This window comes from Pseudomonas sp. PDM04 (genome assembly GCF_014851765.1).
GTDB lineage: Bacteria > Pseudomonadota > Gammaproteobacteria > Pseudomonadales > Pseudomonadaceae > Aquipseudomonas.
In genome coordinates this window covers 383,562-408,968 of sequence record NZ_JACVAI010000002.1, presented here as the reverse complement: position 1 = coordinate 408,968, position 25,407 = coordinate 383,562, and the positions used below count along the sequence as shown (strand labels likewise).

The 25,407-nt window shown below is 61.0% G+C and carries 24 protein-coding genes; 13 read left to right on the top strand and 11 right to left on the bottom strand.

Annotation, left to right across the window (positions count from 1 at the left end; genetic code table 11):
* Positions 1 to 64: 64 nt before the first annotated feature.
* The 6 genes from IB249_RS08655 to phnD form a co-directional block, all read right to left on the bottom strand.
* Entirely contained in the window at positions 65 to 937 is an 873-nt protein-coding gene (locus IB249_RS08655; RefSeq protein ID WP_192303585.1) for a LysR substrate-binding domain-containing protein, read from the bottom strand.
* Between the two features lie 52 nt (positions 938 to 989).
* Positions 990 to 2,285 carry an MFS transporter gene (locus IB249_RS08650; RefSeq protein WP_192303583.1) on the bottom strand — a complete coding sequence of 432 codons (1,296 nt, stop codon included), beginning with the start codon at positions 2,283 to 2,285 and terminating at the stop codon, positions 990 to 992.
* Between the two features lie 126 nt (positions 2,286 to 2,411).
* A complete protein-coding gene (psrA, locus tag IB249_RS08645; RefSeq protein WP_192303581.1) occupies positions 2,412 to 3,503 on the bottom strand; it encodes an iron-containing alcohol dehydrogenase PsrA in 1,092 nt (363 codons plus the stop codon).
* 135 nt (positions 3,504 to 3,638) lie between these two features.
* Entirely contained in the window at positions 3,639 to 4,457 is an 819-nt protein-coding gene (gene phnE, locus IB249_RS08640) for a phosphonate ABC transporter, permease protein PhnE (RefSeq protein ID WP_192303579.1), read from the bottom strand.
* Positions 4,454 to 5,257 carry a phosphonate ABC transporter ATP-binding protein gene (gene phnC, locus IB249_RS08635; protein WP_192303577.1) on the bottom strand — a complete coding sequence of 268 codons (804 nt, stop codon included), beginning with the start codon at positions 5,255 to 5,257 and terminating at the stop codon, positions 4,454 to 4,456. Before phnC ends, phnE begins: the two co-directional genes overlap by 4 nt.
* Complete coding sequence (gene phnD, locus IB249_RS08630; RefSeq protein ID WP_192303575.1) at positions 5,254 to 6,123, bottom strand: phosphonate ABC transporter substrate-binding protein; 870 nt, start codon at positions 6,121 to 6,123, stop codon at positions 5,254 to 5,256. Before phnD ends, phnC begins: the two co-directional genes overlap by 4 nt.
* A 109-nt stretch (positions 6,124 to 6,232) precedes the next feature.
* Between phnD and IB249_RS08625 the strand changes: the two genes are divergently transcribed.
* On the top strand, positions 6,233 to 7,105 hold the full coding sequence (locus IB249_RS08625) for a LysR substrate-binding domain-containing protein (RefSeq protein ID WP_192303573.1): 873 nt from the start codon (positions 6,233 to 6,235) through the stop codon (positions 7,103 to 7,105).
* A 69-nt stretch (positions 7,106 to 7,174) separates the two neighbouring features.
* Here the strand turns inward: IB249_RS08625 and IB249_RS08620 are convergent, their stop codons facing one another.
* On the bottom strand, positions 7,175 to 7,705 hold the full coding sequence (locus tag IB249_RS08620; protein WP_192303571.1) for a glyoxalase superfamily protein: 531 nt from the start codon (positions 7,703 to 7,705) through the stop codon (positions 7,175 to 7,177).
* Positions 7,706 to 8,024: 319 nt separating this feature from the next.
* On the opposite strand from IB249_RS08620, the gene IB249_RS08615 reads away from it, so the two are divergent.
* From IB249_RS08615 to IB249_RS08605, 3 genes are all read left to right on the top strand, one after another.
* Complete coding sequence (locus IB249_RS08615) at positions 8,025 to 8,591, top strand: isochorismatase family protein (protein ID WP_192303570.1); 567 nt, start codon at positions 8,025 to 8,027, stop codon at positions 8,589 to 8,591.
* Positions 8,588 to 9,595: a GlxA family transcriptional regulator gene (locus IB249_RS08610; RefSeq protein ID WP_192303568.1), complete on the top strand. Its 1,008-nt coding sequence runs from the start codon at positions 8,588 to 8,590 to the stop codon at positions 9,593 to 9,595. The genes IB249_RS08615 and IB249_RS08610 overlap by 4 nt, the downstream gene beginning before the upstream one ends.
* Before the next feature lie 257 nt (positions 9,596 to 9,852).
* Positions 9,853 to 11,481: a methyl-accepting chemotaxis protein gene (locus tag IB249_RS08605; RefSeq protein WP_192303566.1), complete on the top strand. Its 1,629-nt coding sequence runs from the start codon at positions 9,853 to 9,855 to the stop codon at positions 11,479 to 11,481.
* Positions 11,482 to 11,494: 13 nt separating this feature from the next.
* Here IB249_RS08605 and IB249_RS08600 read toward each other — a convergent pair whose 3' ends face one another.
* The 3 genes from IB249_RS08600 to IB249_RS08590 all read right to left on the bottom strand — a co-directional run bounded on the left by IB249_RS08600 (position 11,495) and on the right by IB249_RS08590 (position 14,683).
* Positions 11,495 to 12,892, bottom strand: a complete 1,398-nt coding sequence (locus IB249_RS08600) for a hypothetical protein (protein WP_192303564.1) — start codon at positions 12,890 to 12,892, stop codon at positions 11,495 to 11,497.
* A gap of 161 nt (positions 12,893 to 13,053) precedes the next feature.
* Positions 13,054 to 13,614: a hypothetical protein gene (locus tag IB249_RS08595; RefSeq protein WP_192303562.1), complete on the bottom strand. Its 561-nt coding sequence runs from the start codon at positions 13,612 to 13,614 to the stop codon at positions 13,054 to 13,056.
* A gap of 127 nt (positions 13,615 to 13,741) precedes the next feature.
* The gene (locus tag IB249_RS08590) at positions 13,742 to 14,683 is read right to left on the bottom strand and encodes a DMT family transporter (RefSeq protein WP_192303561.1); all 942 of its coding nucleotides are present in this window, start codon (positions 14,681 to 14,683) and stop codon (positions 13,742 to 13,744) included.
* A 70-nt stretch (positions 14,684 to 14,753) separates the two neighbouring features.
* Here IB249_RS08590 and IB249_RS08585 point away from each other — a divergent pair, with 70 nt between their 5' ends.
* Positions 14,754 to 15,713 carry a LysR substrate-binding domain-containing protein gene (locus IB249_RS08585; protein ID WP_225606885.1) on the top strand — a complete coding sequence of 320 codons (960 nt, stop codon included), beginning with the start codon at positions 14,754 to 14,756 and terminating at the stop codon, positions 15,711 to 15,713.
* Between the two features lie 78 nt (positions 15,714 to 15,791).
* On the opposite strand, the gene IB249_RS08580 is transcribed toward IB249_RS08585, so the two are convergent.
* A complete protein-coding gene (locus IB249_RS08580) occupies positions 15,792 to 15,935 on the bottom strand; it encodes a hypothetical protein (protein ID WP_192303559.1) in 144 nt (47 codons plus the stop codon).
* Positions 15,936 to 16,241: 306 nt separating this feature from the next.
* Between IB249_RS08580 and IB249_RS08575 the strand changes: the two genes are divergently transcribed.
* The 8 genes from IB249_RS08575 to IB249_RS08540 all read left to right on the top strand — a co-directional run bounded on the left by IB249_RS08575 (position 16,242) and on the right by IB249_RS08540 (position 25,365).
* Positions 16,242 to 17,579, top strand: coding sequence for an NAD(P)/FAD-dependent oxidoreductase (locus tag IB249_RS08575; RefSeq protein WP_192303557.1), 1,338 nt, complete (start codon positions 16,242 to 16,244; stop codon positions 17,577 to 17,579).
* Between the two features lie 184 nt (positions 17,580 to 17,763).
* On the top strand, positions 17,764 to 18,795 hold the full coding sequence (locus IB249_RS08570; protein WP_192303555.1) for an ABC transporter substrate-binding protein: 1,032 nt from the start codon (positions 17,764 to 17,766) through the stop codon (positions 18,793 to 18,795).
* 13 nt (positions 18,796 to 18,808) lie between these two features.
* The gene (locus IB249_RS08565; RefSeq protein ID WP_192303553.1) at positions 18,809 to 19,843 is read left to right on the top strand and encodes an ABC transporter substrate-binding protein; all 1,035 of its coding nucleotides are present in this window, start codon (positions 18,809 to 18,811) and stop codon (positions 19,841 to 19,843) included.
* Positions 19,844 to 19,940: 97 nt separating this feature from the next.
* On the top strand, positions 19,941 to 21,023 hold the full coding sequence (locus IB249_RS08560; RefSeq protein ID WP_192303551.1) for an ABC transporter ATP-binding protein: 1,083 nt from the start codon (positions 19,941 to 19,943) through the stop codon (positions 21,021 to 21,023).
* Positions 21,020 to 21,901 (top strand): ABC transporter permease, encoded by an 882-nt coding sequence (locus tag IB249_RS08555; RefSeq protein WP_192303548.1) that lies wholly within the window; start codon positions 21,020 to 21,022, stop codon positions 21,899 to 21,901. Before IB249_RS08560 ends, IB249_RS08555 begins: the two co-directional genes overlap by 4 nt.
* 4 nt (positions 21,902 to 21,905) lie before the next feature.
* On the top strand, positions 21,906 to 22,721 hold the full coding sequence (locus IB249_RS08550) for an ABC transporter permease (RefSeq protein ID WP_192303546.1): 816 nt from the start codon (positions 21,906 to 21,908) through the stop codon (positions 22,719 to 22,721).
* Entirely contained in the window at positions 22,718 to 24,199 is a 1,482-nt protein-coding gene (locus IB249_RS08545; protein WP_192303544.1) for a 2Fe-2S iron-sulfur cluster-binding protein, read from the top strand. Before IB249_RS08550 ends, IB249_RS08545 begins: the two co-directional genes overlap by 4 nt.
* Complete coding sequence (locus tag IB249_RS08540; protein WP_225606884.1) at positions 24,196 to 25,365, top strand: NAD(P)/FAD-dependent oxidoreductase; 1,170 nt, start codon at positions 24,196 to 24,198, stop codon at positions 25,363 to 25,365. Before IB249_RS08545 ends, IB249_RS08540 begins: the two co-directional genes overlap by 4 nt.
* Positions 25,366 to 25,407 lie beyond the last annotated feature (42 nt).

The following is a 25,407-nucleotide window of genomic DNA, read 5'->3' as shown; positions in this document are numbered from 1 at the left end:
TAGGGTCAGGCCGTCCCTCTTCTAAAAGAAGTAAGCCTGGGGAGGGTTCGAACGTGTTGCGTAATCAGGTTGCCGGCGTCGGGCTTGAGTCGAACAACTCGGCGATCATTGGCCGGTTTCTGCGAATACCGAGGCAGCACAGGTGGTAGTCGATGGAAAACGGGTGATTGACGAAGGTGATAGGTTTTGTGCCAGGGGTTTCGGCGTATTCCACGGCAGACACGAAACCGATCCCGATGCCCTTGGCGATGGCGTGGACGATGGCTTCCCGGCTGTTCAGTTGCATGACGCAGTTCAGCGAGACGTCGAGTCGCTTGCAGCTTTCCTCGACCAACTGGCGGGTGCGTGAGCTTTTTTCCCGAAGGACCCACTTTTGCTCGCTGATCTGCTCGACGTGCACCGCTTCCTGGTGGGCCCAGGGATGGTCGTCGCGGACAACGGCAATGATCGGATACCGTCGGTAAAGCTGCGTATCAAAGCGCTGGTCGAATTCGGACAGGGCCAGAATCGCCACGTCGATATCGAAGTTGAAGAGCCGATCCAGCGTTTCCTTTTCAGGAGAGAAAGAGGTTTCCAGTTCGATATCCGGATGGCGTTGCATCAGTTCGTAAGTCAGGTTCATTGCAATCGGAGGCGAGACGGCGCCCAGTCGCAGCATTCCGGTTTTACGTTGCTTGAAACTTTGCAGTAACTGCACGGCTTCATCCTCCTGGCCGAACAGGCCTTGGGTGATGGCATACAACTTGTGTCCTGCCGAACTCATTTCGATGAAACGACCGCGACGGTGAAACAGCTCCACGGAAAACTTCTTCTCCAGCGCATTGACCTGTTCACTGACGGTCGGCTGGCCGACGCTCAGGTACTCGGCGGCAAGGGTGAAGCTGCCCGTCTTCGCCACCGCATGAAAGGAACGCAGCCATTTGTGGTACTGGTACATGAAGAGATCCTGTTCCTGAGTAGTCGCCAGTCATTGAAGTTTCAGCCGGGCATCAGCGCCGGATGAACAGTGCGACCACCGCGCTGCAAAGGCATGCCGTGGTGACCACGATAAAGATCAAGGAGGTGTTGCCGGTACTGTCGAGCATACTGCCGATCAGCGGTTCCGCCAGGCCGGCGAACAGATAGGACGAGAAGTTCATCACGCCCGTCGCGGTGCCCGCACGCTTCGCCCCGACCAGGTCCGGACACAGTGCCCAAAAACTGGAGGCAGGGCCGTAGACGAAGAAACCGCAGAGAAACAACGCCACGAGGCCGGTCGCGCTGTGAGGGGCAAGGCTCCACATCCACAGGCTGGTGGCTGCGCCGAGAAACATGTAGAGCATGATCGCCAGGTAGCGTTTGGAGCCGAACAGCTTGTCCGAGATCCAGCCATTGCTGAGCGCGCCGATGGCCATGCCGACGGGCAGGGCGACGGTGATCCACTTCGGATCGATCATGCTGTCGCCGCTTTTCCAGTTGGCACCCAGGAAGTGCACCGGTACCCAGACGATCAGGCCGTAGCGGGCCGCGTTCTGGAAACCCAGGGACACGGCGGCGATGATCAGCCGGACGTTTTTCAGCACGGCTTTGTAGCGTTGCGCCGAAGTTTCCTCTTCGCCGTGCGCCACTTCGTGATTTTTGTCTTCGGCGTTGGCGACACCGGTATCGGCGAGCGGTTCGAAGCCCATGTCCTGCGGGCGTTCACGGGCCACCAGGTAGAAAATGATGCCGCCTGCCAGCATCAACAGCACCGGCAACCGGAAAATCCAGCGCCACTCCAGGTGCATCACATCCAGCACTACGATTGAGGTGACGTAAGACAGCACCGAGGCGCAACCGGCGGCGAACACGTAAAAGCCATACACCTTGCCGCGCTCGCCGGCACTCCACCAGTTGGAGATCAGCCGACTGCCCGGTGCCCAACCCAATGCCTGGAAATAACCGTTGATACCCCAGGGCAGGATCAGGGCGGCGAAGTTACTGGCGAAGCTGGTCACCCAGTTGGCACCGCAGGACAATACGGCGCCCAGGGTCATGATGCGGCGCCCGCCGAACTTGTCGGCGAGGTTGCCGTTGATTGCCTGGCCAATGGCGTAGGCCCACAGCATGGCAGCCGATGCCCAGCCCAGGTGCTCCTTGGTAAACCCGTACTCGGCCTGAATGCCCGGAATGGCAAAACCGAAGGTTTGTCTGCCGGTGTAGAAGAACAGGTAACAGAACATCGCCGCCAGCAGCATGCGCCATTGAGCGACTCGAAACGAGGCGGTGTGTACAGCCAGGGCAGGCATGGTTTGGGCACGATTCATGATCTTTTCCTTATTATTGTTCGGTCCCGCCGATTGGCGTCGGCGGGTGCACTCTTTTGTGAGTGCGGCAGGAAATCGTCGCGGCGGGTGATGCCGCTGACAGTGCTTGGTTGTGGCGGGCAGGTCCTAGGCGGCTTGAGAGCCGATGAAGTTTTTGCCCCTTGCGCCCTGCATGGCGTAACTGATCATTTCCTCGGCTTGCGATGCCGTAACACCGTAGTCGGAAAACTCGGTTTTCACTTCCAGGCTATGCAGGAATTCACGCAACTGGCCTTGAGCCTTCTGCAGGTCGTTGCCGAAGATTCGCTGGAGGGTCCGGTCACGCGCTTCGTCGTGGCCCCAGGCGAGGCCCAGCACCAGCGGCAAGGTGAAGGAGCAGGCGATCCCGTGCGGCAAACCGTAGCGCAGGGTCATTTCGTAGGAAATCGAATGGGCGAGGGCGGTTTTGGTGTTGGAGAACGCCAACCCCGCTTTCAGCGCGGCCAGTGCCATGCGCGAGCGCAATTCGCGGTTGGACAGATCGCGACGCAACAGCGGCAGGCATTCGAGGATGTCCGCGATGGCGGAGATGGCAAATGTATCCGAGACCGGGTTTGCGTTGATGTTCCACACGGACTCCAGCGCGTGGGACAAGGCATCCAGACCGGTCGAAACGGTGACTGTACCCGGCACCGTGAGCATCAATTGCGGGTCGATGATCGCGACCTTGGGCCAGGTGCATTCCAGGTGCAGCGAGTATTTTTTCTGGCTCGCCGAATCCCAGATCGTCGCCCAGGGGGTGACTTCACTGCCCGTGCCCGCCGTGGTCGGGGCCGCGATCAGCAACTTGCTGCGTGGCGGAACGAAGGGCTTGCCGGTTGCCAGCAACGCGAGCAGCTCATCGAACCGACCCGACTCGGTGCCAACGATCAATGCCTTGGCCGTATCGATGGCGCTGCCACCTCCGACCGCGATGACCACGTCGCATTCGCCGGCTTCCTGCCAGAAGCGCTCATAGGTCACTCGAAGCTGGGCAACGTCCGGATTGGGTTGCACCTCTTCGATCACATACACCAGGCGGTCACCCAGAAGGTCTTGGAGGCGATCGACCAATCCCAGGCCACGTGCTTCTGGAAAGGTCACAAGGGCGACTTTCTGGTTCTCGGTCATGTCGGCAAGTTGCAGAAGGCTGCCCCAGCCGAAACGTGTGTCGACCGGATTGTGAAATCGGGCAATCATGGCGGATCCTTTGTTTTTGTTGTTGGAAGTGGCCCCATACTCGGGGCGCTTCAACAACAGCTCAAATCGATAATTCGCAGGTATCAATCGGCTGAACCGATACCTGATTCAAGGTGGGGCTGGCTGGGGTGGCGCTCAGTCGTGCGCGCCGCGCTGGATCGCGTTGCGCAACCTGCCCGACACGGCGTCGGCGATGATCACCATGAACGTGATGACGATGATGCAGGTCGCGGTTTCCTGATACTTGAACAGTTTGAGGCTGCTCACCAGCTCGAACCCAAGCCCGCCGGCACCGACCATGCCCAATACCGTGGCCGAGCGCAGATTGACTTCGAAGCGGTAAAGGACCACGGCGATCCACGCAGTGATGACTTGCGGCAACACGCCGAAGACGATGACCTGCAACGGCCGGGCACCGGTTGCCTGGAGCGCCTCGATCGGGCCCTGGTCGATCTCCTCGATGCTTTCGGCGAAGAATTTTCCCAGCATGCCCAGGCCATGCAGGGCCAGCGCAAGTACGCCGGGGAAGGGGCCCAGGCCCACGGCCGAGACAAAGACCAGGGCCAGGATCAGTTCGTTGATGCTGCGGGTGAAATTGAGGAATTGTCGGGTGGCGTGGAAGACCAGGCGGGTTTTACTCAGGTTGCGTGCCGCCAGGAACGACAGTGGAACGGCGATCAGCACGCCGAGCAAGGTTCCCCAGATAGCGATCTGAACGGTCTCGACCGCAGGTGCCAGCAATCGGGGAAGAATGCTCAGGTCAGGCGGTACGGTGCGGGCAAGGAAATCGCCGATCTGCGGCAACCCGGCTGCCAGTTCACCCCAGCTCAGTTGCGCACCCGAGGCACTCCATTGCAGCGCCAGGATAACGATCAGCACCATCGCGCTGGTGGACAACCAGCCACGCGTGCCGCGAGGCAGATCCACGGTCCACAGATAGTGTTGCTTTTTCATGCTGAGACCCTCAGTTCGGCGGGATGGACCTTCGCGTCGACAGCCCCTGCCGCCTCGCACTCGGCGTGCGTCGCCTGGCCGGGGTAGATGCGTTGCAAGTCGGCGTCGGTCATGTCGCGAGCGTTGCCGTCGTAAACCAGCTTGCCGTGCGCCAGGCCAATGATTCGATCGCCAAACTCACGGGCGTAATCCACCTGATGCAGGTTGCACAGGACGGTGATGCCCAGTTCCCGCGTAGCCTCTCGCAGGTACTGCAGCACCAGGCGTGCGGTCTTGGGATCGAGGCTGGCCACGGGCTCATCGGCCAGGATCACTTTGGGTTGCTGCGCCAGGGCTCGGGCGATACCCACGCGTTGCATCTGCCCGCCGGAAAGCGCGTCGGTGCGCTCGCCGGCCTTGTGTGAAAGTTCCACGCGCGCCAGGCACTGCATGGCCAGCGCGACGTCCTCGCGTCGGAACAGCTGCAGGATCGATGACAGCGTCGACACCGCGCCCAGGCGCCCCGTCAGTACATTCTTGAGCACGCTGAGCCTGGGCACCACGTTGTGGTGCTGGAAGATCATCGCCGTTTGCCGTCGCAACACACGGGTGTCGCGGCACCCCAACGCATCGATCCCGGCCACGGTGAGGGTCCCCGAATCCGCCTGGACCAGTCGGTTGATGCAGCGCAGCAGGGTGGATTTGCCCGCCCCGGATTGCCCCAGCACCACCACGAATTCTCCCGCTGCAACCTCCACATCGATCCCGCGCAATACCGGGTTCGAGCCGTAGTGCTTGGTCAATTGGCGGATGCTGATCATTTCAGCCCCCGTAAATCCAGATCGAGCACTTTGGCCGTGTCGCGAACGACGTCGTAAGCGGCATCGGTCGTGGGCTGAAAGCCATCCAGCTGGCCTTGATCGCCCCATGGCACGTCCTTGATCGAAGCCAGGGCTGCCGCGACGTTCTGCTTGAGCGCCGGGTCGAGGTTCTTGCGCCAGACCATCGGCGACTCCGGGATCGGACGGGAACTCCACACCACATCGAAGTCGTCCTGCTTCACCAGACCCTTGGCCACGGCGTTGGCCAGAATGCGGTCGGCGACGGCGGCGGCGTCCACCTTCCGGTTGGCCACTGCCAGGATGCTGGCGTCGTGCGAGCCGGAGAAGATCACTCGCGAGAACAGCGTGCCCGGGTCAAACCCGGCCTGTTCCAGCCCGGCCTTGGGGAACAGATGGCCAGACGCAGAGCTGGGGTCGACAAACGCGAAGGTGTGACCCTTGAGGTCGGACAATTGATGAATGCCGCTGTCCTTGCGGGCAAGGATCAGGCTCTTGTAGGCGCTCTGGCCGGTTTTTTTCGTGACGGCTACGGCGAAGGCCTCGACATCCGCGACCGACGTTGCCAGAACGTAGGAGAACGGGCCCAGGTAAGCCACGTCCAGTTTGCCGGCGCGCAGTGCTTCGATGATGCCGTTGTAGTCGGTCGCCACAAAGGGTTCGACGGGCATGCCCAGTTTGCTTTCGAGTGTGCTGAGTACCTGTTTGCTGGACTCGATCATGGCCTGTGAATCTTCTGAAGGGATCAGGCCGATCCTGAGTTTGTCGCTGGCCGCCACTTGGCTGGCAGCACTGATCGAAAGGCAGGCCAAGGCGGCGACACGCAGGAATCTGGACAGGTTTTTCATGGCATTTCCGGAGTGGGATGGAAGTTGCCTCAGGCTAGAAATGTCACGTGACAGTCATACGATCAATTCAATATGGCTTTTCGCAGCTGACTATTGATGGAGTCTATGGATGTCGACCGCCAAAATGCGCGCCTTCCTGGCCGTCGCACGGCATGCCAGTTTCAGTGCTGGCGCGCGTGCCCTGGGGCTTAGCCAGCCCACACTGACCACCCAGGTTCAAAGCCTGGAGCGTCAGTACAACCTGGAGCTGTTTCATCGTCGCGGGCGGCGGATCGAGTTGTCCGATGTCGGTCGGCAATTGCTGCCCATCGCCCAGGCGATGGCTGCGCTGGATCTGGATGCGCACAACCTGCTGCGTGATTCGGGTCAGCTCGACAGTGGCGAGCTCAAGCTGGGGGCCGTAGGGCCGTTTCACGTGATCGAAATGGTCGACAACTACCTCCAGCGCTATCCGCGCATCGATGTGTCGATACGGGTGGGCAACTCGGCGCAGGTGCTGGCGGACCTGGAGAGTTACGTGACGGATATCGCGGTACTGGCCGGAAGGCACGATGATCCGGGACTCTGCGCCGTACGTTATGCGCGCCATGCCATCATCCTGTTCGCCCACCATGAACATCCTTTTGCTCAGCGCGACGCTGTACGGCTTGAAGAGCTGGACGGGCAGCGGCTGCTGCAACGAGAGCCCGGCTCGACCACTCGGCTGGTGCTTGAAGAGGCGTTACTGGCCAACGCAATTGTCCCGCGTATCGCCATGGAGATCGGCAGCCGCGAGGCACTGCGCGAAGCCGTGGTGCGTGGTCTGGGGCTGGGTGTTGTGTCGGAAGCGGAATTCATCCCCGATCCCCGCATCCGGACGGTCCGGATCGCCGGTGATCCGCTTTACACAGAGACCTATCTCTATTGCCTGGCGGAGCGTCGCTCCAGTCGGCTGATCTCATCGTTCTTTGACGGGGTGCTTGATGCAAATGCCACTGGCTGAGCGCAGTCGCTCGTCAGGGATGGCCCTGGACTGAAAACGGGCCGGGGCTACCCGGCCCGCCCGTGGGGATCAGCTCTGGCAGAACCGGATTCGATTGCCGAAGGGGTCATGGACTTCCAGCAGTTGCCCCCAACCCTGCTGAACAATGTCCGGGCGTCCATAGCCGTAGCGCTTGCCCTGCAATTCGTCCCGCAGCATTTCGATATTGTGCATCGGGACAAACACCGTCGATCCCGGGCTGGCATCGCCATGATGTTCGGAAAGGTGGAGTTGCAGGCCGTTTCGATGGATCCCCAGGTACAGCGGCAGATCCGCTTCGAATCGGTGCTCGAATTCGACGCTGAACCCCAGGAAATCAAGATAGAACTCGCGGGCCTTGGTTTCGTCGAACATCCGCAATATCGGGATGGCTTTGTCGAAAGCAATCGAGGGCAGGGGCGTTTCCGAGGGAAGCATCGCCGCGGCGGTGTTCCAGTCCTTGTAGCCCAGTTGCTGCGCGACCATTTCCAGCGCCGTGGAGTGAGTCACCGCTTGATTGCGCGATTGCAGCAAGGTGCGCAGCCGCTTGGCCATCTGTTTGGCGTGTTCGATTGAAGACATCGTTGCTCCTGTAATCGAGGCATCCTGGTGCTCGCGTTGCCAAACCTCGACTCTCAAGAGTTGCGACAGGATCTGGGAGAGAAACAATGCTTTCACCTTTCCTTTCGGAAGCGAGCGGCGGGCAGCATCAGCCCGCGCTGATGATACACAGCGACGGGCACCCACGGAAGTTTGCGGTTTCCAACCCGGTGCACCTCGCGTGGCAACACCACTGAAACATAATGGCGTGAATTGTCCGGTCGTTGTCCGGCGTGTGCATTTCGGCTATAAAGCCCCACGGTTATCGTTACGCCATACCCAACGTGTAAGGAGTAACAAAATGTCCGACCTGAACACTGCCCTGATCGTGATCGACGTCCAGGAATCGTTTCGCTCCACCGACTACTGGAATGAAGCCAGCCTGCCGGCCTTCCTGGATCGTCTGCAGCCGTTGATCGATGGCGCAAAAAACGCTGGCATTCCCGTCGTGCAGATTTTTCACCGCGATGGCGATTTCGCTTTTTCCGAAGCGTCCGGGCTGGTCAGAACCCTCGCGCCGCTCGCCATCGAGCCGGATGCGATTTTCCACAAGCCGCGTCACAGCGCCCTGGTCGGCTCGGGCCTGGATGTGTGGCTGAACACCCACGGCATCCGTCGGGTCATCATTTGCGGCATCCGCACCGAGCAATGCTGCGAAACCACGGCGCGCCATGCCCACGACCTGGGCTATATCGTCGATTACGTCAGTGAAGCGACGCTGACCTTCCCCATGACGGACAGGAAGGGACGTGTCTGGAGCGCGGCGGATCTGCGTGACCGTACCGAGTTGGTGCTGGAGGATCGCTTTGCGCGGATCGCCACGGTTGAAGAGGCACTGGCAGGGCTTGGGGAGCAAGCCGTCGCATGAAGTCCAGCGCACGACAGCCAGTGGATATCGCCGTGTTCGTGGTCATCCCCTCGAGCCTGTTGCTGCTCGATGTGGCGGGGCCCATGGAGGTGCTGCGCAAAGCCAACAGCGAACAGGATGCCGTGCGCTACACCGTGACTTACATCGGCCCCTCGGCGACGGTGGGCAGCTCCATCGGTCTGCAGATCGCCGGTCTCTCCCCGTTGCCGGCGAGTCTGCCGGACGGGGCGTTGGTGGTGGTGCCCGGCACCATTGACGTGCTGCTCGATCAGACGGTCGTGGATCGCGCAGAGGCTTATCGCCAGGAGCAGGTGATTGTCGATTGGCTGAGACTGGCGATCCGCCCCGGCATGCGTCTGGTGTCGATCTGCTCGGGCGCGCTGATGGCGGCGCGCGCCGGATTGCTGGACGGGCGGGACTGCACGACGCACCACGGCTGCGTGGCCGAACTGACGAAAATCGCACCTTCGGCCCGGGTGAAGGAGAACCGGTTGTACGTGGAGGACGGCGAACGCCTGACCAGCGCCGGCGTCACGGCCGGCATCGACCTGATGCTGCACCTGGTCGCCCAGCAGGCCGGTCATGCCATCGCACTGTCCATCGCACGCCACCTGGTCATCTACTTGCGTCGCGGTGGCGCGGACCCGCAATTGTCCCCGTGGCTCGAGGGCCGCAATCACATCCACCCGACGATCCATCGCGCGCAGGATGCCGTGGCGGCAGACCCCACCCAGGATTGGTCTGTGGAGACACTGGCCGGCATTGCCGGGGCCAGCACGCGCAATCTGTCGCGACTGTTCAACGAACACACCGGCATGAGCGTGATCGACTACGTCAACCGCATGCGCATCGCGTTGGCGCGTGAGTTGCTGACGGGGTCACAACTGGACATCGAGGCCGTGGCTGAACGAGCCGGGTTTGCCTCCGCCAGGCAGTTGCGACGGACGTGGAGCCGCTTTCATGACGCGCCTCCGAGCCGAATGCGGTCCGTGACGGCCGTTTAATCCTGATGCGCCATGATGTCCGGAGATCGATTGTTGTTTGGCGGGTCATCGATTGAGCCATGCCGCTGTTCGGGTCATGTTGATCAACGCTGCCTGACAGACTTTGGAATCAGGCCCACCTGTTTACGAATCTGCTCGGGAATGCCCATGGCAGCAAGGGTTATACAAGGTTGATGTCATCTTGATACCTACGTATGAGTGTTACCCGTCGAAACTTTACGTACCCTCTGGTTTCTGACGGTTCCAGGTATAAATGAATGTCGACCATACGAAACATTAGTATTGCGCCACGTGCTTTTTTGGGGTTTTCGCTGATTGCCCTTTTAGTCATAGCGCTGGGGGTGTTTTCAATGAATCGTATGACGTTGATTCGCCAGGCGACGATCGACATGGAAACGAATATGTTGCCCAGTATTGTTTATCTGGGTGACGTCCAGGAAAACACGCTTTACTTGCGCATCGCTGCTTCGCGCATGGTCAACAACCGCGATCCTGCTCAGCTACAACAGATGTACGACTCGATACCGAACTATATGCGCGAACTGAAAACAGCCAAGGATGCTTATGGTGCGACGCCGGCGAGTGAAGAGGAAAAAGCAACTTTTGCGCAGTTCAATATCGCCCATGACCTGTACCTTAAAGTTCAGGGTGAAGCGCTGGAGTTATCCAGGCAGGACAAAGTCAATGAGCTCAGGGAGTTGCTTAACACACGCCTGACAAGTGCATTGGAATCAATGTCGACAAGTTTGCAAAAGCTGATCGATATTAATCAGCGGGCGGCAAAAGATACCGCCAGAAAGTCCAGTGAGCAGTTTGAGAGTGCCAGCCACGCTATTATCGGTACTTCAATCCTGGCGGTCGTGTTGACCGTATTGCTGGCCTGGATGCTCACGCGCAGTATTACTGCGCCACTGGGCCGCGCACTGAAGGCAGCCGAGCGGATTGCGACCGGGGATCTGAGTCAAACGATCGATGTCGATGGCAAGGATGAGCCGGGGAAGGTGCTCGCGGCCTTGTTCGTGATGCAGCAGAACCTGCGCCAGACAATCGAGCAGATTTCCGGTTCCGCCACGCAGTTGGCATCGGCTGCCGAGGAATTGAGCGCGGTCACCGATGAATCGTCCCGCAGCCTGCAGAATCAGAATGATGAAATCGAACAGGCCGCGACGGCCGTCAATGAGATGACTGTGGCAGTGGAAGACGTTGCACGCAATGCGGTATCAACCTCTGAAGCCTCCCGGCAATCGAGTGCCTTTGCCATGCACGGACGTGAACGGGTCGTGCAGACCGTAGCCGCCATCGAGTCCATGACCGTTGACGTGCAAAACACCTCCGTACTCGTTGAAGGCCTCGCGGCGAAAGGTCGTGATATCGGCCGCGTTCTGGATGTGATCCGCTCGATTGCCGAGCAGACCAATCTGCTGGCGCTGAACGCTGCCATCGAGGCCGCGCGCGCGGGGGCAGCCGGAAGGGGGTTCGCGGTTGTCGCCGACGAAGTGCGCGCACTGGCGCACCGTACTGCACAGTCCACGGAAGAAATCGAGACCATGGTGGCCGGGATTCAGAGTGGAACCAACGATGCCGTCTTGTCCATGGCGCGCAACACCGATCGCACTCAATCGACACTTGAGCTGGCCACCGCCGCCGGTGAGGCACTGGCACAAATCACCGAGTCGGTCTTGCAGATCAACGAGCGAAACCTGCTGATCGCCAGCGCCTCGGAAGAACAGGCGCAGGTGTCGCGAGAAGTCGATCGTAATCTGGTCAACATCCGTGACCTGTCGATGCAGTCAGCGGCGGGGGCCAATCAAACCAGCGCCGCCAGTAGCGAGTTGTCACGCCTGGCAGTGGAACTCAGCACGATGGTGACGCGGTTCGTGATTTGAAGGGCAGGCACGGCTATTCCACGGCGTCGATGCGCTGGTCGCTGTAGAAAAAACTGTTTTTATCGGTGCTGGATTCAAAGAAGTATCCGTACTCCGTCAAGTAGTAGACGTGATTCACGCGATGATATTCGTCAGGCGCTTGCGAGCAGGCCAGCGCCTTGGCGCTGCCCGACAGACCAGGATGGAGTTCACTGGCCTTGAGCTCGCGTTCCACCGTGCAACGACTGGTTTTGGGGGTGTCGCCATAGGCACCGACAACGCTGTTGAGGGTGGCGCTGGTGTAGGTGTAACTGACCGTTTGCCCGATCGGCAGCGTTTTCCAGTCACCCTCGAAGCTCAGTCGGCTGAGTGCACTGCTCTCGGCCATGCCACCGCTTCCACCAAAGCTTGACTTGGACACCAGGGGAATTAAGCCGCGCCAGTTCAGCTGCTGGCTTTCATAACCTTCCCCGCGTGACAGGATGTTCAATTGACCACTGGGAGCATCGCTGCTGAGGAACCGTTCTTCGATGGCAGGGCTGGTTTTGCCTTTGTAAGTCGCTGTTCCCGTTTTACGCACGAACTTCAAGGCGTGGTCCGGCGGGTCCAGGTTGAGTTGCCTTATCGCCGTCAGCACGTCGGGCTGTACCGATTGCAGCGCAATTTTCACCGGGGCTTTCAGGCGAGGCTTGAACAACGCCAGCTGTGCCGTCCGTTGGGTCTCGCCACACACCAGCGCGAACAGCGCCTCGTAATCGGCGTTACTGCCAGCGATGGGTTGTGGAGCAGGGGAGCGGTCCACTCGCCCGTCGCTGATCCGATTGCGTGCATCCAGGTCATAACCTGCCAACTGCTTGAAGGTGCCGGTGGTGCACGATACGGCAAAACGCTCGCGTTTCTGTGCATACGGTGCGTTGTAGGGCACGTCATTGAGGACCGTGGGGTTGTCGAAGGCCGCCCAGAAGCGGGTTTCGCCGTTGTCTGTGCTCACGCTATTGCGATCGAGCAACACCCAGTTGTCTCTGTCGCTGGCTTTCACCAGGCGCCAGTCGGCCTTGGGGGTTTGTGCACACGCCTGGACGAATGTCGGGTTGGCCGCCAGCGTCGCATGCAGGTCGGCTGGTAATTCGCGGGCCGAGGTGTATTGACGGGAACCCATCGGATACATGCGCACGGCGCCGTCCAGGTACAGCAGGCGCAGTTGCGCGGATGAACATCCCGCCTCGAATTGCATGGTGACCGGCAGTGTGTTGTCGGACTTGGGCACCCACACCTGGAAGCTCAGCAGGTCACCTTCGCGCAGGATGCTTTCCTGCACAAGGGGCTGGGCCAGGGTCGCCTTCAAATCACCTTCGGGCTTGCGCGCATTGGTTGCGCAACCTGCCAGACTGATGACGCCGCAGACAAACAGGAGTGATGGAAAAAAACGCACGGTAACCTCTGTGAATCCATTCGGGGATGCCGGATTTTCGGCAGGTGCGGCGGATTCTTTAACAGACGGGGCCTCGGCCAGGAGGACTCGCCGTGTGCAGGCTTGTCACAGGGGCGGGTGTTGCTGGAGGGCTTGCAAAGCGTGCATGCTGTTGAATCACACTAGTTCGTCAGCGATATGGCCAAGTCGATCGCGTTAACCGGCACGTAAATCAGGGTCAAAATCGAATAGACCTTGCGTGACGTGGCGGCAAATGCACAGAGGGGAAGAATAATCATGAACAGGTCGAAGGCCCCCCACAGCGCTATGGGAGAGGCTTTGAATAGAAGAATGTTCACGACCAATCCGAGAAAAAGATACGCCGACAGAAACAGCAATGCGTACCGGCCATCCTGTTCGAAGTAAATACGAAGGCCATTTTGCTCGTCCTCACTTCGGCTTGGCAGCAAGAGTGCGGCCGAGACAAAAAGCGACAGCGCCAGGAGAACGAGCAACAGAAATTCTGCAAACGAGTATGAAGTCTTGACCTCAGGCAGTGTGTTGACCGCCCACCAGAAATCCAGCTGCGTCGTAAAAAGCATGACGGCCCAGACAGGCGCAACCCAATCGGGGGTCGCCGCACGACGGATGCGGAAAACCGTCAATGCACCCAGCAGCAGGCGAGTGACGGACAGCCCCAATATCATCGAAAGTACCGTGGCAACGATCGGGAAGTTGCTCATGACGCCTCCTGTCTACGAATGATCAGGCAAGCGTAGACCCCACGGGGTCATCAGGGGTGTTGAACCGCAAGCGAGTGGGCCGGCACGTCTGTGGGTGGCGGCTTTGAAAAGCGGTTGCCATCTGCGTCTACGGTTCGGCCGGTTTCGCCGGGACGATCTGGTGACGCTTGGCCGCCCAGACCACACCGCTCACCAACAGCACGATTGACGTCACCTCCATCAAGCCAGGCACCCGCTGGCTGAACAGAAACCCGTAGACACAGGCAAACAGCGTTTCGAACACGATCATCTGGCCACTGAGCGAGGCGGCCATTCGACGCGAGCAGGCATTCCACAACCCGTTGGCTAACCACGAGCCACAGAGTGCGAGGAACAGGCAGACCCACAGCAACGCCATCCAGCGGTTGTGTTCTACCTGAGCGGGTACCAGGTTGGGGAACAGCATCAAGGCAGCGATGCCGAATACAACCGCCACGACACCCGTCACGATGCCCACCAGCGTCGACCATTCGCTGCTGTTGAAGCGGCTTTGTTTGAGGTAGCGGGCATTGTGGGTGGCGTACCACGACCAGCAGACCACACCGCTGACCCCGCAGGCCAGGCCCAGTAACTGGGACGACAGCGAGGTGCTCGCCGCCTGCGCACCGGAGTGCCCGAGACTGACCGATACAATGCCCAGGAATACCAGTAACAGGGGCAGCTTGAGTTTGGTCAGGGGCAGGGAGCCGGCATCGCCACGCCCCAGAAAGGTAATCGCAACCGGCATCATGCCGTTGATCAGGGCGGCGGCCGTCACCCCGCTCAGCTGTACGGAGGCGCCCAGCAGCGCATAGTTCAGGATGTTCCCGGTGAATGAAAGGCGCAGCAGCATCAGGGCGTCGCGGCGCGTGACCTGTCTGAGCAGGCGCGATGCGATGGGCAGGGCCACGAGCAGCGAGATCAGGCCGTACAGCGCAAACCGCACGCTGCTGATCAGCACGGCATTGAATTCCGGCAGTAATGAAGGGGCGATAATCACCCCTCCCCAAATGGCACCCGCCAAAATCGCAAAGACAATCCCGCTGTTCATCCACTCGGCTCTGACAGGCTGTTTGGCGACATTCTAGCCGTGGTATATAAGCGTCACCTGCGATAAATAGTTGGCCACCCATTCCCAGGCGGAATGTCAGGCGGCCAAGCCGCCGTTCGGGAGCACTGTCATTAACCGTTACCTGCGTACCTTGCCGCCACTGGAGACCCTCATCACTTTTGAGGCTGTGGGGCGACACGCCAGTTTCACCGGCGCCGCAGGTGAACTGTTCCTGACCCAGAGCGCCGTGAGCAAACAGATGCGCCAGCTCGAGGACTGTGTGGGCGTCCCGCTTTTCGAGCGCAAACCCAGGGGTGTCACGTTGACCAGCGCAGGCGATGAGCTGCTGATGACGGTCAATGTGCTCCTTGCCACGATGTACCAGAGCGTCACGCGGATTCGCAACGTCCACCAGTCCAATGCCGTGTCGGTGCTGGCGACCCATGCCCTGGCCCAGTTCTGGCTGTTCCCGAAGCTGATCGAATTCAACAAGGCGTATCCGGACATCGCGGTGCACGTTCACGCGATCAACGAGTTCGACGAGGCCAGCCTCAACGATTTTGACGTGGGCGTTCTGTATGGTTCTGGCGAATGGCCTTCGCTGGACAGCGATTTCCTGCTGCCGGAAATCGTCTATGCCGTGGCCCATCCCTCACTGGATGTCTCGGGGATCAAGACCCTGGAGCAATTGGCGCAGGCCAACCTGGTGCAGATCGACACCTGCGCCTGGCAGTGCCTGGACTGGCATCAATGGTTCGGCCACTTCGGCATCGACTACGTGGCGCGGGACAAAGCCCCGGTGTTCAACCAACTGACGTTGGCTTATCGGGCCGTCCAGCAGGGCATGGGCATCGGCCTGGCCTGGACGTTCATGCTGGATGAGTCGCTGGCCAAGGGCGAATTGCAGCGGGTGACGTCTTTCGAATGCGTGACAGGCAAAGGCGAGTTCCTGGTATCGCTCAAGCATCGCAAGCGTTCTGCCTCGGCCGAGATTTTCCGGGAATGGCTCCTGGGGTCGATGGGCGACTGATGACCCAGCGCAAGGGCAAGGTCGGAAATCACGCAACCCCGCCGGGAGAAGCCCTCGCCGTCAAACGCGCTGTCGCGCTCAATCGCCTTTGCAGCGCTCCAGCCAGCGCCCGTAGAGTTTCGGAAATTGTTCACGCCGCATGAACCAATTGCCGAACAAGCATCCGATCACGCCCAGTGATCGGCGAGTACCGGCTGTAGGCGTCTTCGGCAAAGTAGTCATCAAGGTCTCCTGATTCATTTGGTCAAGCGACATGCCAATCGTCGGCATGTCGCTGCAACACTGCGCTCGCGTTGAACCTGCATCGGCGCATCCTCCGATTTCGCAACACCGTCTCCAACACCATTCCCTCTCTCCGCTGACCGCCATTTCCCGGCTGCCAGACAGCCCGCGTCGCTGCACGACACTCTCCCTTCAAGTACAAAAGTCGATTCCTTAAATCTGATGAGAGATTGACACGAATCAATAACTGTATGAATATTTCAATTAAGTGATATTTATAAATCGCACAGCGATACGGAGATTAAATTGTACGATCCTCTGGTCAATCCTCATCCAGGCGTCGGAACGCCACATACCGCTTCCTATTGGGTGGATACCGCAGGTATCGCGCCTCAGGATGACGGTCCGGTCAGCAGGGACATGGATGTCGAGGTGGCGATCATTGGTGCCGGCTATACGGGCCTCAGTTGTGCCTTGCACCTGGCCCGTGAGCACGGCGTTCGCGCAGTGGTTCTGGAAGCGAACCAGGTCGCCTGGGGTTGCAGTGGTCGCAATGGCAGCTTTGCCCGTATCTCCGGTGGTCGCGTTCCGCTGGCGGAGCTGATCCAGCGCTATGGCGCCACAGAGGCAAAAGCCTATTTCGATGAAATGTCGGCGGGGCTGAACACTGTGCGCGGGTTGATTCGCGAAGGTCAGATCGATTGCGACGTGCAGCCTGATGGTGTGTACAAGGTCGCCAGCCACGCCAGTCATGTCGACGGGCTCAAGCGTGAAGTGGGCCTCTATAACGATGTATTGAACTACGGCGCGAAGTTTGTCAGTGACGCGCAAGCCCATGCCGTGCATGGCGGTGCGGAGTCATTCGGTGCGCTGTACATGCCCGACGGTTTTTCGATGCATCCACTGAAGCTGGCCTGGGGGATCCACCGCATGGCCCGGGCAGCCGGGGTCAAGGTGCATGTGGGTTCGCCCGTGACCGACTGGCACAGCGACAAGGGCCGTCATCGCCTGGTCACCCCGGGTGGGGTGGTGACGGCTCGCCGGGTGGTGGTCGCTACCAATGGCTATACCTCCGGGGCACTGAACAAGGCCACGGCCGGACGGGTGCTGCCGGTCCACTCGCAAATCATCGTGACGCGGCCTTTGAGTGCCGAAGAGAAACGACAGAGCCTGGTCGGCAGCGAATGCATGTTCGATACCCGCAACCTGCTCTCGTATTACCGCCGCTTGCCCGACGACCGCATTCTGTTTGGCGGGCGCAGCGCCATCACCGGTCGCGACGCGGAAAACCCCCGGCACCGACAGAACCTGCACGACGCACTGTGTCGCAAGTTTCCAGCCTTGCAGGGCATTGCGGTGGATTACAACTGGGGCGGCTGGGTCGCGGTGAGTGAAAATTCCTTGCCGTTCATTTGCAAGGTCCCGGGCCTGGACAATGTGTTTTCAGGCGGCGGATATGCCGGTAGCGGCGTGTCGTTTTCCGTGCAGGCCGGCAAGCGCCTGGCGCAAATGGTGGCCGGTGATTCACAGCCCACTTCCATCGGTTTTCTGCACCAGTGCCCCAAGCGTTTTCCGTTTCAACCCTTCCTGCGCGTGGGGCAGCGGATGGCCTACGCCTGGTATCGCTTCAAGGATGCGCAGTGACCCGATGCACGAGGGATGGCAAGCGCTAGAGCGGTCGAGCACCCGGGTGGGGGCAAGGACCGGGTGGTAAAAAGCGACAAGAGAGGATGACGAACAACGTCTCCCGATATAACAACAACCCAGTGGGCGGCAACGCCCGGCGTTCGATTCAACTGTCTAATTACAATAAGCTCAGGAGTTGAAAATGCGATCAATCAATAAACGAATGGCGGGCCTGGCGTTTGCCATGTCCTTGTGTTCCGTTGCCCAGGTGCAGGCAGCGGGTACGGTGACCTTTGCCGGCTGGGGAGGGGCATTGCAGGATGCTGAACGCAAGGCCTATCTCAAGCCTGCGGAAGCCGCGTTGGGGATCAAGATTCAGGAAGACAACATGGATGGCCTGGCGGCGGTACGCGCCCAGGTGATGTCGGGCAAGCCGAAGTGGGACGTGGTCGAACTCGCCTCCAACGATTGCGTGATGGCGCAGGAGCAGGGGCTGACCGAGCCGCTGGATTACTCGGTGATCAGTACCGAGGGTGTGGCGGCGAATTTCTACGGCAAGAACTGGATTGCAAGCAATGCCTATTCCACCGTGCTGGCCTGGGCGAAGGATGCCGGCGAAAACACGCCGAAAACCTGGAAAGCCTTCTTTGATCCTGAAGTCAAAGCCTCGCGCTCCATGTACCGGCAGCCCTACACCACGCTCGAACTGGCATTGATTGCCGATGGCGTATCGCCCAAGGCGCTGTACCCGCTGGACGTCGATCGTGCCTTCAAGGTGCTGGAGCGCATCAAGCCGCAAGTGGTCAACTGGTGGCGCAGCGGCACCGACTCCGCACAGTTGCTGCGCAGCCGTGAAGTGGATGCGCTGGCGATCTGGGCGTCCCGGGTCGATGAGCTGAAGCAGTCCGGTGATGCCGTCGACTACACCTACGACCATGCCCTGGTCGACTACGACTGTGTGGTCGTGCCAAAAGGTGCACCGAACAAGGCGTTGGCGATGAAACTGGTGGCTGAAATCATGAAGCCTCACAGCCAGGCGACCCTGGTGACCCTGATCCCGAATCCGCCCATCAACGTCAAGGCCTACGATACCGGTATCATTCCCGCCGCGATGGCGGCCACGTTGCCGACGGCGCCGGCGAACATCGACAAGGTTGTATTCTTCGACCCGGTCTGGTGGCAGGCGCACCAGGCTGAAGTCCAGCGTCGATTCGACCTGTTCATCCAGAATTGATAAGGACGTCCCTATGAATTTCATCAAGAAAAACCTGCTGCAGGGTGCCGTTGCAGCGGTACTGGCCATGGGTGCCAGCGCCTCGGTGCTGGCGGACAGCCTGACCTTCTCCGGTTGGGGCGGAGCCTTGCAGGACGCCGAACGCAAGGCGTATCTCGAGCCCGCCGCGAAGGCGCTGGGTGTCACCATCAAGGAAGACAACATGGACGGCCTGGCCGCCGTTCGTGCACAAGTGATGTCGGGCAAGCCGAAGTGGGATGTGGTGGAACTGGGCAGTACCGAGTGCGCCCAGGCCCAGCAGGAAGGGTTGGTCGAGCCACTGGACTACTCGGTGATCGATGCCACGCATGTCGACAAGAATGTGGTCAGCAGCCACTGGATCGCCAGTCACGCCTACGCCACCGTGGTGGCTTGGGCAGAAGACAGCGGAGCCCCCGTGGCGAAGAACTGGCAGCAGTTCTTCGACCCGCAGGTCAAGGGCGCGCGGGCACTGTACCGCCAGCCCTGGTTAACCATGGAAGCGGCCTTGTTGGGTGACGGTGTGGCGCCCAAGGACCTGTATCCGCTGGATGTCGAGCGCGCAATCAAGGTGCTGACGCGCATCAAGCCTCAGGTGGTCAACTGGTGGAGCGCCGGTGCCGACTCGGCCCAGTTGCTGCGCAGTCGTGAAGTGGACTTCCTGGCGATCTGGAACGGCCGAGTCAGTGAGGTCAAGGCCAGTGGCGAGCCAGTCGACTACAGCTTCGACGGAGCGCTGTTGAGCCACGATTGCCTGATTGTTCCCAAGGGTGCGCCGAACAAGGCGCTGGCGATGAAGTTGATTGCCCAGATCATGAAGCCTGAAAGCCAGGCGGCACTGGCCACGCTGATTCCGTACTCGCCAGTGAACGCCAAAGCCTACGAGCTGCCGATCATTACCGAGCAACTGGCTGCGCGCCTGCCGACGTCACCGCAGAACATCGACAAGGTGGTCTCGGTGTCGCCGCAATGGTGGGTCAAGAATCAGGAAGCCGTTCGCCAGCGATTCGCCTTGTTCCTGGCCAATTGATCCGTTGCGAGCAATTTGAGAAGTGGGGTGGGGCGCCCATGGCGCCCGATCTACGATAAAAAGGACGCGAAGCGTCCGATTTGTGCCGAGTGTGAGCATGTCCGAAGACCCTAAACTTTCGATGTCCATCGACATCGAAAACCTGACCAAGACCTACGATAACTTTGCTGCGCTGGATGATGTCTCTCTGTCGATCAAGAGCGGCGAGTTCCTGTCCTTGCTCGGCTCCTCCGGCTCTGGCAAGACCACGCTGTTGATGGCGTTGGCCGGGTTCGTTCGCCCCGATGCCGGCAGTATTCGCTTTGGCGGCCGCGAGATGATCTTCGAGCCTCCGCACAAGCGCGACGTCGGCATGATGTTCCAGAGCTATGCGCTGTTCCCCCACATGAACGTGTTCCAGAACGTGGCCTATCCGCTGAAGCTGCGCGGCTACAGCCGTGCCGACATTCGCCAGCGGGTCGAACAGGCGCTGGCCACCGTGGAGCTGGATCACCTGATCGAGCGCGGCATCACCGAAATGTCCGGTGGCCAGCGTCAACGTATCGCCCTGGCCCGCGCTATCGTGTTCGAACCCAAGATCCTGCTGATGGATGAGCCGCTGTCGGCCCTGGACAAGCGCTTGCGCGAAACCATGCAGCTGGAACTGCGCCGCCTGCACGAGCGCCTGGGGATGACCGTGGTCTACGTGACCCATGATCAGCGAGAAGCCCTGACCATGTCGGACCGCATCGCGGTGATGAGCAAGGGGCGGATTCGCCAGGTCGACACGCCGGTCAATCTTTACGAGCGCCCGTCGAACCGGTTTGTCGCCGAGTTCGTCGGCGAGTCTTCGTGCCTGCCTGTCACGCTGCAGGACGGCCAGGTGCAGTTTCAGGGGCGCCCGTTGCGCGCTTCCAGCGCCACCGCCGGGTTGAAAAACCCGAGCCTGGTGGTGCGTCCGGAAAAACTGCAGTTCGTGACGGCCGATGCCAGCGATTGCAACCTGTTGCACGGTCATGTCACCGATGTCATTTTCCAGGGCGAAAGCCAACTGGTGCAGATCGACCTGGGTGAGGGCATGGCCGTGGCCATTCGCCGGCCAACCCGCAGCTCCGCCAGCGACCGTCTGCCGACACGTGGCGAAGCCGTGGTGTTGGGGTTGCACCTGCAAGACACACTGGTGGTGGGAGACGAGCAATGAACCGGACCGAGCCGGGCGCACGCAATGCTCGCGAACTGCTCAAGGCCGAACGGCGCAATCGCTGGTACCTGTTCGGTTCAGGCCTGCCGGCGCTGCTGCTGGTCCTGCTGACGTTCGTGCTGCCGATCGGGTGGCTGTTCTGGCTGTCGCTTTTCGATGCCAATGGCCAACTGACGGTGGAGAACTACACCCGTCTGCTGGAACCGATCTACGTGCTGACGTTTGTGCAGACCTTCAAGATCAGCATCATCGTCACGGTCGCCTGCGTGCTGATCGGTTACCCCTATGCGTACTTCATGATCAAGGGGCCGCGCTGGCTGGCCAACCTGGCGATGGGCCTGTTGCTGGTGTCGCTGTGGACCTCGCTGCTGGTCAGGACCTACGCCTGGCTGATCATCCTGCAACGTCGTGGCATGGCCAATGACCTGCTGATGAGCCTGGGCCTCACTGACGTTCCCTTGTCGCTGGTGCATAACCTGACGGGTACGGTGATCGGCATGGTGCACATCATGCTGCCGTTCATGATCTTGCCGCTGTTCGCGTCGATGAAGAGCATCGACCCGATCTACAACCAGGCGGCGGCGGCTTTCGGTGCATCGCCCTCGCGTGCCTTTCGCGATGTCTTTCTTCCGCTGTCGCTGCCGGGCCTGGCCGCCGGTGCCACGCTGGTGTTCGTGATCACCCTCGGGTTCTACGTCACCCCGGCCTTGTTGGGCGGTGGCAAGGTGCAGATGATTTCGATGCGGATCGAGAGCGACGTGTCGATGTACGCCAACTGGGGCGCCGCGTCGTCCCTGGGTGTGGTGCTGCTGGTCGCCACCTTGCTTATGTTGTTTATCGTCAAGAAGAGCGCGGGCCTCGGCCGGCGCAGCGAGTGAGACCATGAGCCGATTTAGACAAACCCTGACCGAGGTGGTGCGCGCCTCCTGGTTGTACCTGCTGGTGCTGGTGACCATGCTGTTCCTGGTGCTGCCAACGCTGATCGTGATTCCGATGTCGCTGTCCGATGCACGCTACCTGAGCTTTCCGCCCAAGTCGTTCAGCATCGAGCCATTCTTCAGCTACTTCGCGTCGCTGGAGTGGCGCACGGCAACCAAGGTGTCGCTCATCACCGCGACGCTGACCATGCTGCTGGCCACCACCCTGGGCACGGCGGCCGCGTACTCGCTGCACGTCACCCAGTCACGTTTCTCGGGCGTGCTGCGCGGCCTGATGATGGCGCCGATGATCGTGCCCACGATCTTCATCGCCATTGGCCTGTTCTTCGTCTATGCGCGCTTTGACCTGAACAACACCATTCCCGGGCTGGTGCTGGCGCATACGTTGCTGGCCTTGCCCTATGTGGTGATCAACGTCAGCGCGGGGCTGCGCAGCTACGACATGACCCAGGAACAGGCTGCCTGTATCCTCGGCGCCAGTCGGTTGCGGGCGTTCTTTGACGTGACGTTGCCGCAGATCCGTTTTTCGGTGATCGCCGCCGCGATGTTCGCTTTTGCCATTTCCCTGGACGAAGCGGTGATCTCGCTGTTCATCAGCGGCGGTGACAGCTCCACCCTGACCAAGCGGATGTTCAGTTCGCTGCGTTCCGAGATCGACCCCTTGATCGCCGTGGTCGCGACGCTGATGACCCTGCTGTCGATCATCATGCTGTGCATCAGCATCATGGCGCAGCGCAAGGCCAAGAGGAATGCGGTATGAACAACGGCAGTCTGCGCCTTGAACGCGCCAGCACGGAGGTGCTCGAGTTCTTCTGGAACGGTCGCGCCGTGCAGGGTCGCCAGGGCGAAAGCCTGGCGACGGCGTTGCTGGCCAACGGCATCCGCACGCTGGCCTGGAGTCGCAAATCCCATCGACCGCTGGGCTATTCCGGCAGCTATGTCACCGGTGTCCTGGCCCGCGTGGACGGTGTGCCGAATGTGCGCCTGGACCTGGTGCCGGTGACGGCCGGTGCGCGGGTGGAGATGCAGAACTGCTGGCCGATTCCGGGGTTCGATCTGCTGCGCCTGTCGCGGCTGATTCCTGCCAGCTGGATTCAGGGTGGGTTCGAACACACCAACCTGGTGCCCAGCGGCACGGCACTGTTCCAGCGCTGGGAGGCCATTCTGGCGTTCCTCGCAGGTGTGGCCAAGCCGGCCGAACGTTCAGGCGAAGTGCCGGTACCCATGGCACGGCACTTGAGCGCCGATGTCCTGGTGATCGGTGGTGGGCCTGCCGGTTGTGCCGCCGCCAATGATGCGGTGGCCGCCGGACGCAGCGTGGTGTTGGTGACACGCGGTCATTCGTTGGCCCGGCATGCCCGGGCGGCGGGCCACGCTCGGCCGACGCTGGACGAGCGGGTGCAGCTGGTCAGCGGTGTGGAGGTCTTCGGTGCCTACCGCGAAGGCGAGCTGCTGCTCGCGGCGCCCCATGACCCGGCGCAAGGCGCATTGGCCCTGGAGGCGCACGAGGTGATCCTGGCCAGCGGTCGTCGCGCCTGCCCACCGGTCGTGCCGGGGATGTGGTTGCCCGGCGTGATGGATGTGCGCACGGCGCTGATCATGGCCCATGAACAATCGGTGGCGCCGGGTGCGCGGGTCGTGGTGGTCGGCAATGGCGACCAGGAAGCGGTCGCCAGTCGCTTGCGCGAGTTGGGCGTCACAGTGGTCGCCGCGCGACCGGTTGCCGATTTGCGCCGGGTCGTGGGGCGCAGTCGCGTGACGGCTGCACTGTTCGCCAGGTCGGTTGCCTGTGATGCCGTGGTGCACGCCGGGCCCTGGCTGGCCGATGCCAGCCTGACCTTCCAGAGCCACGCCGAAGGTTTGCTGCAACTGCGCGAGCAACGCCAGAGCCGCCTGCGTGAAGTGGGGTCGGTCATGGAGGCCGATCAGTTGCTGCCGGTGGCTGCGCGCTCGCGCCACAAGACGTTGTTGTGCCCATGCTTCGATGTGTCTGACCACGAGGTCGAGGCCTTGCTCGCGCAGGGCATCACCGACCTGGAAGTGATCAAACGCCTGACGTCCTGTGGCATGGGACCCTGCCAGGGGCAACCCTGCTGGGATGCGCTGCGCGCGTTGGTCAGTGCCCGCAGCGGCATCGCCCTGGCCGGGTTGGCCCGGCCGACGCTGCGTCCGCCGCGCCGTGCCTTGAGTGTCGCTCAGGCGGCCGGCCTGGCCCCTGTTGTCGAGCCATTGCAATGAACAACCTCAAACCGTTGCCTGGGAAGGCGTCGATCATCATTGTCGGGGCCGGTATCCAGGGCTTGTCGCTGGCCTTCAACCTGGCCGAGCTGGGCGTGCGCGACCTGCTCGTGCTGGACGCCGGTTACTGGCAGGGCGGCGCGTCGGGCCGAAACGGCACGCTGATTCGTGGTGCGTTCAGTTCGCCCGAGTGGACGCGCTTCTTCGCTCATTCCTGCCACCTGTGGCAGGGGCTGTCCAAACGCCTGGGCGAAAATGTCATGTACTCTCGCCGGGGTTACACCATGGTGGGCGAGCGCAGTGCCACGGCGGCGCTGCTGGATCGCACGCTTGAAGTCCACAAGGCCTGCGGCATCACGTCCAGTCTGCTCACCCCGGCTCGACTGCGCGAGGTGCTTCCGGCCCTGGCCCATGGACGGGTGAGCGCGGCCCTGCACCTGCCCGACAGCGGCGTGGCGCCGCACCATGCGGCCATGTACGCCTATCGGCAAGCCTGTGCGGCGCGGGGAGTGGACATTCGCTACCGCACCGAAGTCACCGCCATCGACCAGAGCGCCGGGCGAGTCTGCGGGGTTCGGGTGGGGGAACACTGGATTTCAAGCGATACCGTGGTGCTGGCCGGCGGCGCCGAGAGCAATCGACTGGCGCAACTGGCGGGGGTGCCACTGGACGGTTACCCGATGCGCCTGGAGGCCATGGCGCTGGAGCCGACCCGCCCGCTGATCGGCCCTGCCGTGGCGCTGCTGGACCGACTCTGCTACATGCACCAGACCGCCCGTGGCGAAGTGGTGGGCGGTGCCGAAGTCGCCGAGCGACCGCAGCACACGCTGAACGCCGACGTACCGGTGATGGCGGCGACCGCGCGAGCGTATCTGGAGATGTTTCCGCAATTGGGTCATGCGCGCATCTTGCGCCAATGGGCGGGTCTGGTGCATATCTCCAAGGATTTCGGGCCGTTACTGGGGGCCCACGAGGATTTGTCGGGACTCTTCGTCAGCGCAGGCTGGTGTTATGGCCACGCCGGTGCGCCGGCGGCGGGTGAGTTCCTGGCCAAGGCCATTGTCAGCGGCGAAGTGGATGAGCGTATGCGACCCTTCGCCGTCAATAGATTTGAATGCAACCGGCCGGTCGTGGAACCGGGCATTGTCTTGAGTCATTTCGAATGAAACACCGTTTGAACAGCACCGTCACGCACGCGCCTGTCACGG